This is a genomic window from Oligoflexus tunisiensis, from assembly GCF_001748245.1.
In the GTDB taxonomy this organism is placed as follows: domain Bacteria; phylum Bdellovibrionota_B; class Oligoflexia; order Oligoflexales; family Oligoflexaceae; genus Oligoflexus; species Oligoflexus tunisiensis.
Window position 1 is genome coordinate 6129228 of sequence record NZ_BDFO01000001.1, and the last position, 15427, is coordinate 6144654.

General features: G+C 53.0%; 15 protein-coding genes. 6 read left to right on the forward strand and 9 right to left on the reverse strand.

The genetic code is table 11. From position 1 onward, the window contains the following. Positions 1–11 precede the first annotated feature (11 nt). The 4 genes from OLTU_RS25340 to OLTU_RS25355 all read left to right on the forward strand — a co-directional run bounded on the left by OLTU_RS25340 (position 12) and on the right by OLTU_RS25355 (position 6485). On the forward strand, positions 12–2468 hold the full coding sequence (locus OLTU_RS25340) for a response regulator (RefSeq protein WP_218110258.1): 2457 nt from the start codon (positions 12–14) through the stop codon (positions 2466–2468). Between the two features lie 174 nt (positions 2469–2642). Continuing rightward, complete coding sequence (locus OLTU_RS25345) at positions 2643–3155, forward strand: flagellar basal body-associated FliL family protein (protein WP_176736952.1); 513 nt, start codon at positions 2643–2645, stop codon at positions 3153–3155. Between the two features lie 91 nt (positions 3156–3246). Next, the gene (locus OLTU_RS25350) at positions 3247–5481 is read left to right on the forward strand and encodes a monovalent cation:proton antiporter family protein (protein WP_141735525.1); all 2235 of its coding nucleotides are present in this window, start codon (positions 3247–3249) and stop codon (positions 5479–5481) included. A gap of 161 nt (positions 5482–5642) precedes the next feature. Next, positions 5643–6485 (forward strand): hypothetical protein, encoded by an 843-nt coding sequence (locus tag OLTU_RS25355; protein ID WP_141735526.1) that lies wholly within the window; start codon positions 5643–5645, stop codon positions 6483–6485. A gap of 38 nt (positions 6486–6523) precedes the next feature. Here the strand turns inward: OLTU_RS25355 and OLTU_RS25360 are convergent, their stop codons facing one another. Together OLTU_RS25360 and msrA are read right to left on the reverse strand one after the other, a co-directional pair. Further along, positions 6524–7198, reverse strand: a complete 675-nt coding sequence (locus tag OLTU_RS25360) for a hypothetical protein (RefSeq protein WP_141735527.1) — start codon at positions 7196–7198, stop codon at positions 6524–6526. Positions 7199–7424: 226 nt separating this feature from the next. Then, positions 7425–8048 (reverse strand): peptide-methionine (S)-S-oxide reductase MsrA, encoded by a 624-nt coding sequence (gene msrA / locus OLTU_RS25365; protein ID WP_141735528.1) that lies wholly within the window; start codon positions 8046–8048, stop codon positions 7425–7427. Positions 8049–8189: 141 nt separating this feature from the next. Here msrA and OLTU_RS25370 point away from each other — a divergent pair, with 141 nt between their 5' ends. After that, positions 8190–9407 carry a cytochrome P450 gene (locus OLTU_RS25370; protein WP_141735529.1) on the forward strand — a complete coding sequence of 406 codons (1218 nt, stop codon included), beginning with the start codon at positions 8190–8192 and terminating at the stop codon, positions 9405–9407. On the opposite strand, the gene OLTU_RS25375 is transcribed toward OLTU_RS25370, so the two are convergent. From OLTU_RS25375 to OLTU_RS25385, 3 genes are all read right to left on the reverse strand, one after another. Next, entirely contained in the window at positions 9404–9784 is a 381-nt protein-coding gene (locus tag OLTU_RS25375) for a DUF2784 domain-containing protein (protein WP_218110259.1), read from the reverse strand. The genes OLTU_RS25370 and OLTU_RS25375 overlap by 4 nt on opposite strands. 93 nt (positions 9785–9877) lie before the next feature. After that, positions 9878–10588, reverse strand: a complete 711-nt coding sequence (locus OLTU_RS25380; RefSeq protein WP_176736954.1) for an ABC transporter ATP-binding protein — start codon at positions 10586–10588, stop codon at positions 9878–9880. Further along, positions 10572–11657 (reverse strand): hypothetical protein, encoded by a 1086-nt coding sequence (locus OLTU_RS25385; RefSeq protein WP_141735532.1) that lies wholly within the window; start codon positions 11655–11657, stop codon positions 10572–10574. The genes OLTU_RS25380 and OLTU_RS25385 overlap by 17 nt, the downstream gene beginning before the upstream one ends. A 178-nt stretch (positions 11658–11835) precedes the next feature. Here OLTU_RS25385 and OLTU_RS25390 point away from each other — a divergent pair, with 178 nt between their 5' ends. Then, a complete protein-coding gene (locus OLTU_RS25390) occupies positions 11836–13377 on the forward strand; it encodes a bifunctional GNAT family N-acetyltransferase/carbon-nitrogen hydrolase family protein (RefSeq protein WP_141735533.1) in 1542 nt (513 codons plus the stop codon). A gap of 113 nt (positions 13378–13490) precedes the next feature. Here the strand turns inward: OLTU_RS25390 and OLTU_RS25395 are convergent, their stop codons facing one another. From OLTU_RS25395 to OLTU_RS25410, 4 genes are all read right to left on the reverse strand, one after another. Then, on the reverse strand, positions 13491–13760 hold the full coding sequence (locus tag OLTU_RS25395) for a DUF5985 family protein (RefSeq protein ID WP_141735534.1): 270 nt from the start codon (positions 13758–13760) through the stop codon (positions 13491–13493). Next, the gene (locus tag OLTU_RS25400; RefSeq protein ID WP_141735535.1) at positions 13757–14020 is read right to left on the reverse strand and encodes a DUF5985 family protein; all 264 of its coding nucleotides are present in this window, start codon (positions 14018–14020) and stop codon (positions 13757–13759) included. The genes OLTU_RS25395 and OLTU_RS25400 overlap by 4 nt, the downstream gene beginning before the upstream one ends. Then, positions 14013–14411: a helix-turn-helix domain-containing protein gene (locus OLTU_RS25405; RefSeq protein ID WP_141735536.1), complete on the reverse strand. Its 399-nt coding sequence runs from the start codon at positions 14409–14411 to the stop codon at positions 14013–14015. The genes OLTU_RS25400 and OLTU_RS25405 overlap by 8 nt, the downstream gene beginning before the upstream one ends. Before the next feature lie 175 nt (positions 14412–14586). Then, the gene (locus OLTU_RS25410) at positions 14587–15405 is read right to left on the reverse strand and encodes a nucleotidyltransferase family protein (protein WP_141735537.1); all 819 of its coding nucleotides are present in this window, start codon (positions 15403–15405) and stop codon (positions 14587–14589) included. Positions 15406–15427: the final 22 nt, after the last annotated feature.

Below are 15427 nucleotides of genomic sequence, written 5' to 3' on the forward strand. Positions count from 1 at the left end.
TCCGCATATTGATGGTTGAGGATTCAAATGATGACGCGGAGCTGATTATTGCCCAGTTGGAACGAGGAGGCTTTGAACCTCACGTCAAACGGGTATGGACCGCTGAAGCCATGACAAGGGCGCTTGCCGATGAATCATGGGATATTGTGCTCTCCGATTATGCCATGCCAAGGTTCAACGGCCGCGCCGCGCTCGACCTTTTGAAGTCGTTCCAAAAGGACATTCCTTTCATCATGATCTCAGGCACGATTGGCGAAGACATCGCCATAAAATGCATGAAGGCAGGCGCCAGTGATTACCTGATGAAGGACAACCTTTCCCGACTGAATCCCGCCGTGGAGAGGGAGGTGGCAGAGGCCGCAAGGCGCCGTGAAAAGGAGAAAATCGAAAAGGAACTCAAGGCCAGCGAAGAGCGTTTCCGCGTGATGGTGGAGCAGGTGAAAGATTATGGGATCGTGACAACGGACGATAAAGGCTATGTGACGGACTGGAATCCCAGCATTGAGCGCATCACCGGGTTTTCGGCGGCGGACATGATTGGTCAGAGCCTTTCCAGGATTTTTACTCCGGAGGATCGGGAGGCCGGAGTTCCCGAGCAGGAACTCAATAAAGCGAAAAAATCCGGCAGCACCGAAGACCTAAGGTGGCATCTTCGCAGCGACGGCAGCCGATTCTGGGCCAAGGGATTTACCAACGTCCTCCGCCATGAAGATGGTACACTGCGGGGATTTTCAAAGATCCTGAGAGATGAAACGGAACATAAGCGTCGCGAGGATACTCAGAAATTCCTCGATCGCTTCACCAAGAAAATCGCGGCATCCATCGACTATCAAAAAACCATGAAACACCTAGCCGATGCCCTGGTGCCCGAGCTCGGTGATTGGTGTGTTCTCGATGTCGTCGATCGGAAAGCGGGAAGCCGGCATGAGGTGGTCAAGCACAGGGATCCGCGGCAGGAGGATCTGATGCAGCGCATCCGCTCCATTTACCGGCCTGCGGGCAATGCGGGGCATCCAGTCGAAAGTGTATTGAAAGGCGGGAAATCCCTTCTCATTCGATCGGTCGGCGATGACACCCTAAGAGCCATGGCCAGGGACGAGCAGCACCTGGCGATGCTCCGGGAATGCCCGTCGGAATCCGTCATCGTTGTCCCATTGATGGCCCACGGCGCAACGTTTGGTACCATTACTCTTTCGGCCAGCGGAAGAGGCCGTCTTTACGACGAAGTTGACGTCCGACTTATGGAGGAGGTGGCGCGACGGGGTGGCCTTGCCCTCGACAATGCCCGCCTTTACTTTGAAGCCAAGGAAGCCAATCGACTGAAGGATGAGTTCCTGGCAGCGGTTTCGCATGAGCTGAGAACCCCACTCAATTCGATACTCGGATATTCGGCCCTCCTCGTGGAAGACTATGTCTCCTATCTCACCGATGATATACGAGAGCCCCTCGAAGCCATTCATCGCAATGCCGTGGCTCAGCAACGCCTGGTTGAGGACCTGCTTGATATTTCAAGGATCATTTCTGGAAAGATGTGCCTTGAGGTCAAGACCTTTGATCTGGTCGATGCCATTCACGGGGCAGTTGCGTCCATTGAGGTTTCCGCCAGGGCCAAATCCATCACCATTCACCAGGACCTTGAAATGGGGCCTGGTCACGTAAGCCTGGACCCGGATCGTATCCAGCAAATCATTTGGAACCTCCTTTCCAATGCCGTGAAATTTACTCCTGAAGGCGGCCGGGTTGAAATCCGCGCCCGTCGGTTGGGGTCAAAAGTGGAAATTGAAGTGCAGGATAACGGGCGCGGCATGCATCCCTCGTTTCTGCCTTTTATCTTCGATCGCTTTCGCCAGGAGGATGGTTCGCTTACGAGGCTGAGCGGTGGTCTTGGACTGGGCCTTTCCATAGCACGGCAGCTCACTGAACTTCATGGAGGAACGATCGAAGCCAGAAGCGATGGCCCTGGGAAAGGGGCTGCTTTCATCCTGACCTTGCCGGTCCGAATTTCGGAACCGACCCAAAGCCATGCGGACCATGGCCCGTCGAAGATCAGGGAGGACAAGGCCAGGCCGCTGGACATGATGCGGATGCTGGTGCTGGACGATGACTGGGATGCCCGAACGCTGATTGGAACAGCTCTAAGGCGCGGCGGAGCGGAGGTGGTCGCCGTATCCTCACCGCGGGAGGCTTTTGACCTCATCAAAAATGATTCCTTCGATGCATTTTTATGCGATGTCAGCATGCCTGAAGAAGATGGTTACTCCCTGATGTCACGCATTCGATCTGAGGAAAGGAAGGAACGACGGACGCCTCTGCTGGCTATAGCCGTCACGGCGCTGGCCAGTGAAAACGATAAATCAAACGCGCTGGCCAGTGGTTTTCAATCCTACCTTTCCAAACCCTTGATGCCTGCCGCGCTGCTGGCTGAAGTTGCCACCCTGGTACAGCATGGCAGACAGACCCTTCCGTGAAAGGCAAAGCCTGTCCCACCCTGTCGTCAAAAATTGATACTCATGTCAAACTTTGACAGCTCCCGACAGGGTGGAATGCCCCCAGGACTCTTATGGAGCGACACTTTGGATGGCACGGTTCCTGCTCGCCCCTCGTATTCTCAACCATCCGTCAATAAACCATGTGAGGGCACCATGGAAGAGAAACCGGCAGCGCATTGGCAAAATAATGATAAAGAACTTCAGTCGAACTCAAGGAAGGTCCTCCTTGCGTTTACACTTGCGCTGGTCTTCATCCTGACCGCGGGGGTCTGGTCCCTCGTCCGCTATGGGCAGCGATCTGCGGTCCAGACGGCTCCAGCCCCAACGCCTTTGCCTGAGAACGCGAGCGCCACTTCCGCGGCGCCGAATCCTGAGTACTGGCGGCCGAAGCCTTTTCAGATTACACTCCTGGGGCCTGATCGTACCAGGATGGAGCTCAGTGTTGCGATTGAACATCGGGCCGACCCAGCCTTGAAAAAGGAACTTGCAAAAAGAGAGGCTCAGATTCGCGAAATCATTCTCTTTGCGGTGCAGAGGAAATCCAAGGCGTTTCTGGTTACGTCAGAAGGAAGGGATGAGCTGCGAAGTGAACTGCTGAGCTCCATCAATCGCGTGATGCGCCGCCCGATCAACGACATTCACATTACAGAGCTTATTGTACGATAATGGAAGAAGGACCTGCCAGCCAACTGTCAGACATTGACCCAACCCATACTGTTGCATAGGTTTAACACTCATCCTCCACGCGGATTGAAACATGGTTCATTTGCCTGCGCTCATTCAAGATCTCGGGATCGTGCTGATCACAGCAGCCGCCACCACGCTCATTTTCAAGTGGCTGAAACAGCCCGTTGTTCTTGGCTATCTCATTGCCGGGTTTCTGGTGGGCCCGCATGTCAGCTTCATGCCCAATGTCGCGGATACGCAAAGCGTTCACGTCTGGGCCGAGATCGGAGTCATCTTTCTCCTGTTTGGACTGGGACTGGAATTCAGTTTCAAAAAGCTGGCAAAAGTAGGAAAAAGTGCGGGTATAGCGGCCTTTTTTGAGATTCTCACGATGACCTCTGTGGGTTATCTCCTGGGCCGAGCGCTGGGCTGGAAAACCATGGACAGCCTTTTTCTGGGCTGTATTCTTTCCATGTCATCGACCACCATTATCATTCGAGCCTTTGACGAACTCGGGCTTAAAGCCAAGGGCTTCGTGTCCCTGGTCTTTGGCGTGCTGATTGTGGAGGATCTGGCTGCCATTCTTATCCTCGTCCTGCTAACCATTATCGCCTCGCCAGCGCCGGTGTCGGGCAGCGAAGTTCTCTTTTCGACTCTGCGTTTGGGTTTCTTTCTGCTGCTTTGGTTTGTCGTCGGTATTTATTTCGTGCCCGGGCTTCTCAAGAAAGTGAAACCCTACCTTTCGGACGAGACCCTTCTGGTTGTTTCGATTGGCCTTTGTTTGACCATGGTCATCATTGCAACTCAGGTCGGTTTTTCGCCGGCTCTGGGCGCCTTTGTCATGGGCTCCATCCTGGCGGAAACCAGGGAAGGAGGGCGCATCGAACACCTCATGCTGCCAGTGCGCGATCTTTTTGCGGCTGTCTTCTTTGTGTCCGTCGGCATGATGATCGATCCCAAAATCCTGATCGAAAATTTCTGGGTGGTGCTCTTGATCATCGTGGTAACGATCGTCGGCAAGCTTTTTGGCTCCGGTCTTGGCGCGCTTTTATCAGGACGAAGCCTGCGGCAATCGATGCAGGCCGGCCTCAGTCTGGCTCAGATCGGTGAGTTCTCGTTTCTGATCGCCGCCCTCGGGGTTTCTCTTAAAGTGACCAGTGATTTTCTTTATCCGATCGTGATCGCCGTATCGGCTGTCACGACCTTCACGACGCCTTACATGATCAAATATTCGGGAAACATCAGTGCCTGGATAGAAAAGCGGATTCCCGCCCGTTTACATGATCGCCTGGCCCGCTATGAAGTGGTGATGTCGACGGAATCGGAAAGCGTGGGCCTGGCCAGGCTCTTGAAAGAATATGGACCCCGAATTCTACTGAACACCGTGGTGGTCGCGGCCATCTCGCTTGTTATGAGCAAGGTCGCGCTGCCCAAGGCTATCGAGATCCTGGGCAATCCGCTCTGGCTTCGCACCGCGGCCTGTATTCTGGCCCTTGGTTTGTGTGCTCCGTTTCTTCGAGCGATTTTTCTCGGCATGCCCCTTGACCTGAACAATCGCCCTCCGGAGGAGCTGGAGCAATTGCGTCGCCTTAATTTCGGGATCGTGGTCATTCGCGTGATCTATGGGCTTGTTCTGATCGATATTGTGATCGGCCAGTTCGTAGGCGTGCGGACGCTGTTTGGCATTGCGCTGGCCGTTCTGGGTGCCGCCATAGTTCTTTATGGTCGTTATTCGGAGCCTCTCTATCAATCCGTGGAGAAAAGGTTTCTGGCCAACCTGAACGCCAATGATACGAGCCCTGGCGCCGCGGCAATCAAACCCGTCCTGGCCCCATGGGACGCTGTGCTGGCTGAATTGATCGTTTCCCCGCATTCACCTCTGGTGGGCCATCGATTGGATGAATCCGACATCAGGGGAAAAACGGGAGCCACCATTGCGATGATCGACCGTGGGGGCCGAAAAATTCTGGCTCCCGATCGTTCCGCGACGCTTATGCCTTTTGATCGCATTTCACTCATTGGTAACGATGAACAGCTGGCCCTGGCGCGAGCCCTGATTGAGGTGGATGCGCCTCTGCTGGACACAGCAGCCGAAAGTACGTTCGGTTTGGATTCCCTGGTCCTCAGCAGGACCTCGCCCTTTATCGGCAAAGCCATACGGGAGTGCGGACTGCGTGAAATGGTCCATGGGCTGATAGTCGGTATCGAGCGGGGAGGCCAGCGCATTCTCAATCCGGACTCCTTGCTCGAACTGCAGGCGGATGACCGGCTTTGGATCGTCGGCGACCGCAACAGGATGAAGGCGATCAAGCATCAGGACGGGTAGCTTCGAAACCGCTGGCAAAAACTGGCAGGTGATGGGTATGAAACCTCATATTCCAGACGTAGGTCTTTGTCTGCAAAAGAAGCTGAAAATGGTAGCCAAACAAAATCACCATTCCTATATTGAAAACCAATTTCACTTTCACTTGCAGATGGGAGTTTAAAATGGCTGTTCATAATTGGAAATTGGGTGTTTTGCTGGTTGGATGCCTGATTGGCTGGAAGGCAGAAGCGGCCCAGTTGCGCGACATCGGCGTCATCGGTTTGATGTCTCACGATATTTTTTCCTGGGATTCCAAAAAAGCTGAGAATACCGAGAATGGCCGCCTGGATTTGAGTACAATTTTCGATTATGACGAGGGCAAAAGCTGGAAAACAGGCGGCAATCCTAAGAACTGCGAAAACGCTCCGGTCTGCACGATAACCATGAGGTTGGTCAACTTCTATCAGGAACAGCTGAAAACCCTGGCCGCTGATGAGGCCCGCCGCAGCACCGTGGTGCTGTTTCAAACCTGGGTGAAGGAAAGCTATGTTCGCCTGAGCGGGCTGGATCTGCCGACGGCAGCGTGGGATGAAGCGCCGAATAATATCGAGCAGGCTGCACTGCGCGCCATGCACGACATTCTTCCCGGCAAGGTCATCCTCTATCATCGCCCTTCACTCACGACTCTGGATCTGACCAATGCCCTTTTCGCCAAACTCCAACTGAACGAAGACGAACTCAATCAGGAGATCGCCCCCTTTGATGGCGATTATGATGCCGAATACAAAGCCATCAAGATTCCATTCAGCAATATGGTGCTGAATCTGATGGAAGTCGACCGCAAGTTTATCGAAACTTACAGTCCTTATAAGCAGGCCGATATGCTGGCGGACCTCCGCCGCGCAGGCCTTGGGGAAATCAAGATGCAGGACGTATTCTTCATGCACCATATTGCGGATTTGATGGCCAAAGCCCTCTGCTTCAAAGGCAATATCTGGATGCCCGACGACCTCCCCTGTTCCTGACTTCGCAGCCGGCAATGTCACCTTGGTGGCGCCTCGACTCAAGCCAATGGCTGTTGTCCCACATGGCTCCCTTGAGGTGGCATTCCCTGCAGCATCTTGTGACGAGCGAGCTGTCGATAATAGCTCGAAACCTGCGTGATGTATTCCTCCGTCAGCATCATGTTCCTGTCATAAGCCGGCGCACTCTTGACCTCATCCTTGGTCATGTTCACAAGGATTTTCCTTTCGTCCCAGCGGACGTCCTCGACCATGGCCCTATCAATCAGAACCATGCCTCCTGGCAACCATCTGTGACTGTCAACGATGAGATAAATGATGTGAGCCTGATTCAAACCATTCAGTTGAAACAGGAAATCCTGGAGCGTCCCGAGATCACCATCCGTTGCATGCAGAGCACTGCCTTTGACTTCGCTGAGACGGCGCAGATGCATGCCTTGCCCTTGCGTTTCCGTCCGTTCCGCGCCGAATCCAGGACTCGCCTTGATCTGCTCTTCTGTGAGGTTGACGGTAAAATCCCCAAGGTTGTCATCGAAATTTGATATTGCATCGAGACTCACCAGAGCGCGGTCCTTGGAGGACCAACTGTCGGACTCCAGAACGAAATAGCGCAAGGTCCATGTCTGATCGTCAAAGCAAAAATCCTGAATGGAACAGGCCGCTCCATCCTTGGTCAACACCCTATGTCCAACGAATCCATTCGCACGGTAAACCATAATCAAACTCCTTTACCAGGCTGATCCCAAAAACCCTTGCCTCATCCTGAGGTAACACGGCTTTAAGCCCTGCAAAGCACATTCCAGCTGCCGACAAAACCTTGCCGACGAACTTCTGAAGATGCTTGAGCTGGGGAAAATATCCAGGTTTTGGAGAGGATTACTGTATCAAATGTTTCGCGTTTGATGGCACGGCCAGGATATTGCGACACCCGGCCGTTCGCGCTCACTTTTCCCGGCTGGAGCCCCAGAGGGAATCCAGAACTTTATCGCGACCACACCTGTAACGGTAATACTTGTAGCGGAGCGGATTTTTTTTGTAATACTGCTGATGATAGTCCTCGGCAGCATAAAAGCGCCCCGCCTTGGTTATTTCCGTCACGATCCTGCCCTTGAAACGCCCCGATTTCTGCAGCTCTTCCTTGGAAGCCTCCGCAACTTTTCTTTGGTCCTCGTTCACGTAGAAAATTCCTGACCGATACTGACTGCCGTGATCACAGAACTGAGCATTGGGCGTTGTGGGATCGATTTGCCGCCAGAAGATATGGACCAGCTTTTCATAACTGACCCGCTTAGGATCAAACACCAGTTCAACGGCTTCCGCGTGACCTGTCCGGCCTGCCGAGACTTCCTTATAGGTAGGATTTTCTTTCGTCCCTCCTGTATACCCAACCGTTACTTCCAGCACACCCGGGATTTTATCAAAGGGCGCTTCCATGCACCAAAAACAGCCTCCAGCAAATATCGCTCGCTCCGTTGCTGCCGCAGAAGGTTTGGTCTCCTGTGCTCCAGCCGGGACAGCGAAACCCCAAATACATAGCAAAATGCCATTGATCAATTGTTTCAGCATGAAATTCACCTTTCCTTGCCATCAGGACCTCCTGGATTTTCTCATGATCCAGTTCAGGGTGGAATCCCTTGAGATGATGAAGGTACGATATTTGGTATCCCGAATGGGAAAACATGGTCTCACCATAAAAAAGGGGCGAGCATGAAAGCTGCGTCGTTAATTCGCTATGGCGAGGGGCCGTTTGAACTCCGAACGGCCTTTATTAAGCTTTGCGCCTGGCTACAGGGCAAGGAGGCTGTCATTCTTGATAGCGATCCCATCGAGTGCGCACGAGCATTGGCCAGCTCAGAAACCAAGGGCAGCTTTATTGAAACCATTTTTGCGATCCCTGCCTGGCGTCCCTTATACTCCATCGAGTCCGAAGACGGCACCCGATGGAAGGCGCTGGCCGACAGTTGCAGCAAGGTTCTGCGAGGCTTAAGGTGGAAGGAATCCATGGTCGGGATCCTGGACGATTCCATCAAGAATCTGGCGGTCGAGATCGCCCATCATCCGCATCGCAGCGTTGACTCTGAAACCATCTCCAGGCTCGTTCTTCGCACTCTGTACCAGGTGTTGTTCGATACGACGATCAGTGCCGCAGACGAAACGCTTTTTTTCCAAGGCTCGATCGAATGGAGAAAGGAGATTGCGGTTAAAGGCAAAGGCGATGAGGCCATCAAAAAAGAGACCGCACGACGTCTGATGGAAATCGTCAGCAGCTCCAAATACCGGGACGGCCTTCAGACCTGTCCGGATCCCATGATGTGGCTTTCCGTTTTTGGACAGCCGTTTATCATCTCACCACAAATCAATGTGAGTGACATCATGGTCGCCACCTTCTTCTTTCTCCGCAAGCAGCCCGAGCACTATCAACTGGCTCGCGAAAAGGCTCTTAACAATGATGGTAAGTATCTCCATGCGGTCATCATGGAAGCGATCCGTCTGCAGCATCCATTTCCGATTCTGGAACGCGAGCTGACCCGCGACCTGCAGCTGAAGGATCGGCTGATCAAGGCGGGAACTCAGATATTCATTCCACTCGATCAATTCAAGCAGGACCAGTCCTTCCATCCCGATGCCTGGCTCAATGGGGCGAGCCCTCATCCCTATCAGGCCCTGGTCTTTGGTGCCGGCAAACGCATGTGTCTCGGTAAAATGCTGGCGAGTCACCTCATGGTCGAAATGCTCAGATCCTTGTTGATTCATATACCGGATTCGCAAATTCAGCCCGACAAAGGTCATCGCTTTAGCGGGCGCAATAATGACGGGAATCAAAGCTTTGGCGAGTCATCCTATCAATTGCGAAAATTCCTCGGGGCCCTCTGGCGAAGTTATAAGATTGGCCGTCAGGCAAAAAAGCGAATCCAGGCTGTTTAGTGAACAGGGCCAAGCAGGAAATATTCCGCCACCGACGCGGCGCCGACGGTAAAAAATATGCTTTCAAACATCCAGTCCTTGAAGGGTATTTTCAGCAGCTTTTCCACCCAGTAATCAAAGAACCCTGTCGTATACAAAGGCATTCCGGCTCGTGTGCGGCAGCGGTTTTCCCAAACCATGAGCGGACAGGGCTTGCCCAGGATAACCTCGGCCGCGATAAACAGGACGACGCCCAGATGCACGTGCCGCAGCCAAGGATTCTGCACCCAGGGCCACGCGAGCCATACCCCCAAAGGCACGATCAAGGGCATCATAAGCACGAATACAGAACAAACGACGTGTAACGCGAGTATGATATGCGCAAAGCTTTTCCACATCCTGCTGCCGTCCATTGCTTGACTGTCCTGGGCACCAGGTAACCATAATAAAGGCATTCGAGCGAATACAGAAGCTCTGGCAGGCACAAAATCCTAGGGCACAGCCATGGACGCCCCGGTCTCCTGCAGAAACGTCTCCTCAAGGTCGGTGACATCGTCGCTTGAAAAGAGGGCGAAGCGCCCTTCCTTCTTGAGGAGGATGATCACATCCGCCATCCGTTCGATAAAGTCAAGGTGATGGCTGGACACAATCAGCATGGCGCCGCCCTGCACCCGTTCTCTTAACAGGCGCCGCAGGTGAACCACACTCTGGAGATCGAGTCCATTGGTCGGCTCGTCGATGATGATAAGCCTGGGTTTGGTGACGAGCTGGGCCAGAAAGTAGATCTTTTTCTTTTGCCCGAGTGAATACGTGCGACACAGATCGTAGCGGTTATCCCAGAGATCAAAGGCCTTGAGGATCTCCTGAACCGCTGGGGACCACTCGTCCCAGCTGAAGCCTTTGAAGGTGAGCACGAAGCGGATGAATTCGAGGCCAGAGAGCAGAGGGTAGAGAAAAGGCGTGTCTTCCAGGATGGCGATATCCTTGCGGAACGTTTCCAAATACTCCTGAATGGGCATCCCATCCAAAGTGAGGGACCCCGTGCAATCGATCTGTTGCGTCAGGCATCGCAGCAATGTTGTCTTTCCTGCTCCATTCTGGCCCAGGACCCCCAGGGTCTGACCCCAGCCAAGTTCCAGAGAAACCTTGTCCAGCACGGGAACGGGAGTGTATGACTTGGACAGATTATGAATGACGAGCATGGCTACGTGGTCTCCACACATAAATGACGATAGGAATAAGGACGGGCATGGCCATGAAAAGGCCCAGCAGCAAAAGCCTTTTCAAGACCTGCCCTGGAAACCGCAAGCGCAGTGTTCCCACCAGATAACCTCCCACGACGGACAGCATCAGGGCGATCAGGATAAAACTGAGACACTGCCACGGGGAGGGCCAATTTTTTAGAAACAAACCGGCCAGGGCAAGGGCTAACAGAATATTGGGAACCAGCGATTGGAGCAGGCCGAGGAGATCGCCCTGCCTTTGCCGTATCTGCCAGCTTTCTTGTATTTGTGAAAGAAAAGAGCGGTCCATGATCTCCGTGGCAGTCCATAGAAAGAGATAGGTGGGAACTATAAAGAGCAGGCTCCAGATGCTCGACGTTGAATCTCTCTGGAGATAAACGGCAGACAGGGGCCCCATCATGATCATGATAAAAAGGGTGACGGCCCCAAAGATCATCAGCATATCCGCAGTCAATTGCAGCCAATCCCGCCGCAAAAGAGCCAGGGCCTGAGGATGGACCGGCAGATGATTCATGGCATCAGCCAGACTTGTGGTTTCGCTCCGCCTATGCCTGCGATCACGCCGTGTCTGCAGATATTTCATAAAATTGTCCAGCCCCACATAGACGGCAAAGGTCACACCATAGGAGATGAGTTTACGCGGCTCCCTATAAAAAACGTAAAAGGGAAGGGCATGAAGGCCTCCATGGAGAACGCCACTCTTCAGGAGCCAGATCAGACGTCGTGGACCCGGTGCGAGGAGCAAGCTTAGAAAAGCATGATCCTTGAATAATAAGGGTTTGGCGCTTCGCAGAGCGGCGGACGTGATGACACCCATGATGACCGCACCACTCCAGGTCGAATCCTTGCGATTGAGAAGCCAACCCGGGTTCAGCAGGAGCAGCACCAGGGTAATGCCCAGGACGAGAGTCCAAGGTTTTTTCAGGTAAAATCGGAATATTCGCCAGGCCGACAGCAGGTAGACCTGAAGCAGGGCCCCCAAGGGGCTGCCGCCTGGTGTCAGCTTTCGAATGTTTCTCGCGTCCATGTCCAAGGCCTCCTGGAAACCAGACGAACCCTGCTGCTGTTTCATGCAAAGGTTTTTACGTATCAGCCATGCTGGCCACCCACTCTTCCCTTATCGCTTGCGCAGGAAGACGGTGCATTTTACCCTGGAGCAGCATGAGCGTCTCAGCTTCCCGCAAAAAACCCTGTGAGGTCAGAATATGGAACAGGATGTCTTCAGTGCCCGCCTGATGGTACGCCTTCTAACCAAGGCCGATGTGGAAGCCATACAAGACCTGCAAAAGCGCTGCTATGGTGGTATGGCACCCTGGGACAGGGAGCAAATTGAAAGTCAGATCGACATTTTTCCTGAAGGGCAAATTGCGGTGGAGCTTGACGGCGAATTGGTCGGCACTTCAAGCTCACTGATCGTCGACGAAGAGGACTACGGATCCTGGCATAGTTACAAGGATGTGAGTGACAATGGTTACATCCGCAATCACGATCCCGCTGGAGACACACTCTATGGCATCGACATAGCCGTTGATCCCTCCTCGCGCGGGATGCGCTTTGCCAGAAGGCTCTATGAGGCGCGCAAGGAATTTGCCGTCAAACACAATTTGCGAGCCATCATGATTGCAGGGCGAATTCCCGGCTATCACGAGCATGCCAAAAATATGAGCCCCGAAGAATATGTGAAGAAAGTGATCACCAAGGATATCAAGGATCCGGTGCTCACCGCCCAACTCGCCAACGGCTTTGCCATTCGCATGGTCCTGCGGAACTATCTCCCGAGCGACAAGGAATCCTGCGGCCATGCGGTTTGCATGGAATGGCTCAATCCCGAGCATCATCCTGACAAGGATACCGTGGCTGTTCGTGAAATTCGCGTCGCCGCCGTGCAATACCAAATGCGGAATATCAAAACCTTCGAAGACTTCGCTCAGCAATGTGAATTCTTCATTGATACCGCTTCGGAATATCGCATGGATTTTCTCCTGTTTCCTGAACTCCTGACCAATCAGCTGCAGCCCCTTGTACCAGGAACACGTCCTGGTCTTGCCGCGCGCCGCCTCCATGAGTTCACGGACCAGTATATCGACTTCTTTCGCCATATGGCCATGAAGCACAATATCAATATCATTGGAGGCAGCCATCTCACGGTCGAAAATGAAAAGCTCTATAACATTTCCTACCTCTTTCGCCGTGATGGTTCCGTGGCTAAACAATATAAACTGCATATCACGCCGAGCGAATCGCGGTGGTGGGGTGTTGGGCCGGGGAAATCCGTCGAGGTTTTTGAGACCGATCGCGGCAAGATCGCGATACTCATCTGCTACGATGTGGAATTTCCAGAATTGGCGCGCATCGCTGCGGCAAAGGGTGCCAACATCATCTTCATACCCTTTAATACCGACCTGCGTTCAGGATATATGAGGGTTCGCACCTGTGCAGCCGCCCGTTGCATCGAGAACGGTGTCTACGCGGTGCTTGCAGGATCCATCGGCAACCTTCCGTTTGTCGACGGGGCTGATATTCACTACGGCCAGGCCTGTATTCTCACACCGTCTGATGTCGCGTTCGCCCGTGACGGCATCGCCGAGGAGGCAACCCCTAATGTGGAAACCATGGTCGTCAGTGAGTTGAATATCGAAACATTACGCAAAAACCGTCGCATGGGATCGGTACGACCCTGGCTGGATCGCCGGACAGACATCTATTCGGTCACCTGGAAAGAGGCGGATGAGAAAAAGCACATCTGAGTCAATATCCGGGACTCGTTGAAGACAATCTACCCTGGGGAGAGGCTACACCAAAGTCCTGAAAATCATTCTCTGGATTGCTGCCGCCCAGGCAGGCTTCAGGTTGAAACATGTCACTTTCTCTGCAAATTCTTATTCACAATCGCTGCAATGATCAGAATGAATGCGGCCAGGCGGATGAAATAGACGACGCTCCGTGGCTCGTCCTCCGGAACAGCCAGGAGAAGGGCCACCCTCTCGGCCGCAATCAACCAGCAGGCCCAGGCAAAGAGGAGAAAAAACTGATCGCGGGTTCGTCTCCAGAATTTTAGAAAAAAGAATCCCGAAGCAGCGAACGTCGCCATATAAATACCTGATAAAAACATTCCTGCATCGAGGCTCATGTGACCTCCCAAATCAAGCCGAGCAGGAGGAGACTTCCGGCACAGGCACCCACAAGATTACGCCAGAAAGACCCCAAAAAATCCACATTCGGAAGAAGGATCGTATCCACCAGAAGGATTCCGTTGTTCAGGGCCAGCCCAATAAAGCTTAGACTCGTCCAAAGCAGGAGCTTCGTGCCTGTGGTCCTGTATCGGCGAACAAGAAGCACAGCGCACAAGGCGCTGGTCAACGCGCATAAGATGTAAACTATCTCAGCCATTGTCGTCACCACCTTTTGTCAAGTCAAAAGCAGATGCCAGGTCGATCGCCTTTCTCATGGGTGAAAATATCAGACCGAGAACTGTCGTTCGTCGGATTCGGTATACTTCGGCCAGCTGATCGATCAGTTCCCGGACTGCCTCAGATTTGGGGGCATAATGATACATTTCTGATTCTTTTTCATCGGCCTCGACAAGGCCAAGCTTCTCCAGATAGGCCAAGCGTTTGGCGATTGAAGTGGGATTGGCACGAAGCTCGTCGCTGCCTGTCTGGGCACTCCACCGTTTCTCTTCGTTCGAACGCAGCAGAAACAGAACTTCCAGAAGTTCGACGGAATCGACCCGTTCTAAAATGAACCGCTTGACCTTTTGCGGAATGCCGTCATCTACCATTCTGTGTTTCCCGCCTTATTTCCTTGGCAGGCAGAGCCTTGAAATTATTCCAATGGAACGTTCTTGACGAGTTTTTACCTCCTTCAGCCTGGGAAATAAACCGGTATTTCTTTTTTATGGCTTTGTCGATTGAGGAAGGGATTCGCAGGCAATTAAGGGTTGACATTCGTTACCATCAGTGCTGCTCACTCTCAAGATGCATCGTCCAGTTCTTCACCTCCTGACGACTTAAATTCCCCTGCGGCCGCAGACGTGGGTCGTGGTAACCCCATAGATCAAGATCGATCTGATACTGGCGCCCATCAAGCAGTACACCCCGGCACACTTTCCCGCACTGTTCCGATTTGCCTGCCTGCTGCACGAGGCGGCGCACAAGATCATCCATCACCCATTTGGGAATTCGGGAGCGTTCCCCGGGATAAATATACATGAAAAGAACAAGGTGATTCAGAAGAACGTGCCAGTGACTTTCAAAACGCCAAAGCAATCGCTTCCAATCCAGTCGATCCCACGCCCGGATCAAATGAGCGATATCCGCTCCATCATACCGATAGCGATCCATGACAAAGCCCTTGGACCAGATCGTTTCCTCGGGTGGGCAGAGTTGGACAGGAATGCCCTCCCACCTGGCCTTCACTGCATGCTGAAACCAGAGATCATCCACCGTCGCAATGCCATTCGCCGCTCCAAACACCACATCCACGAAGTCCTCTCCATGCACCGCTTTCCCAAGCCAGTGGGAGAAGTAAGGATCAACATGAAAATTCATGTCAGCGAGTATTCTGAAAAGACCTTCGCGATCCCGTTCGTGAGCGAAGATATCCAGGTCCTTGGTGTGGCGACTGATGCCCGTATACTTTCCCAGTGCATAAGCTCCACCCAGGAGATAAGGCATCTTCTCCTCGTTCAGTTTTTCAAGAACACGACAGTAAAAATTCCGCGCCTCAGGCGTCATGACATCAGGCACTGAAGTTCCAAGCTGGCCCATAATCATCCCTCACTCCTGCATTATCTTC

Coding starts and splice junctions, on each gene's coding strand:
- OLTU_RS25340 (WP_218110258.1), top strand. CDS start 12: ATGGTTGAGGATTCAAATGATGACGCGGAGCTGATTATTGCCCAGTTG.
- OLTU_RS25345 (WP_176736952.1), top strand. CDS start 2,643: ATGGAAGAGAAACCGGCAGCGCATTGGCAAAATAATGATAAAGAACTT.
- OLTU_RS25350 (WP_141735525.1), top strand. CDS start 3,247: ATGGTTCATTTGCCTGCGCTCATTCAAGATCTCGGGATCGTGCTGATC.
- OLTU_RS25355 (WP_141735526.1), top strand. CDS start 5,643: ATGGCTGTTCATAATTGGAAATTGGGTGTTTTGCTGGTTGGATGCCTG.
- OLTU_RS25360 (WP_141735527.1), bottom strand. CDS start 7,198: ATGGTTTACCGTGCGAATGGATTCGTTGGACATAGGGTGTTGACCAAG.
- msrA (WP_141735528.1), bottom strand. CDS start 8,048: ATGCTGAAACAATTGATCAATGGCATTTTGCTATGTATTTGGGGTTTC.
- OLTU_RS25370 (WP_141735529.1), top strand. CDS start 8,190: ATGAAAGCTGCGTCGTTAATTCGCTATGGCGAGGGGCCGTTTGAACTC.
- OLTU_RS25375 (WP_218110259.1), bottom strand. CDS start 9,784: ATGTGGAAAAGCTTTGCGCATATCATACTCGCGTTACACGTCGTTTGT.
- OLTU_RS25380 (WP_176736954.1), bottom strand. CDS start 10,588: ATGCTCGTCATTCATAATCTGTCCAAGTCATACACTCCCGTTCCCGTG.
- OLTU_RS25385 (WP_141735532.1), bottom strand. CDS start 11,657: ATGGACGCGAGAAACATTCGAAAGCTGACACCAGGCGGCAGCCCCTTG.
- OLTU_RS25390 (WP_141735533.1), top strand. CDS start 11,836: ATGGAACAGGATGTCTTCAGTGCCCGCCTGATGGTACGCCTTCTAACC.
- OLTU_RS25395 (WP_141735534.1), bottom strand. CDS start 13,760: ATGAGCCTCGATGCAGGAATGTTTTTATCAGGTATTTATATGGCGACG.
- OLTU_RS25400 (WP_141735535.1), bottom strand. CDS start 14,020: ATGGCTGAGATAGTTTACATCTTATGCGCGTTGACCAGCGCCTTGTGC.
- OLTU_RS25405 (WP_141735536.1), bottom strand. CDS start 14,411: ATGGTAGATGACGGCATTCCGCAAAAGGTCAAGCGGTTCATTTTAGAA.
- OLTU_RS25410 (WP_141735537.1), bottom strand. CDS start 15,405: ATGATTATGGGCCAGCTTGGAACTTCAGTGCCTGATGTCATGACGCCT.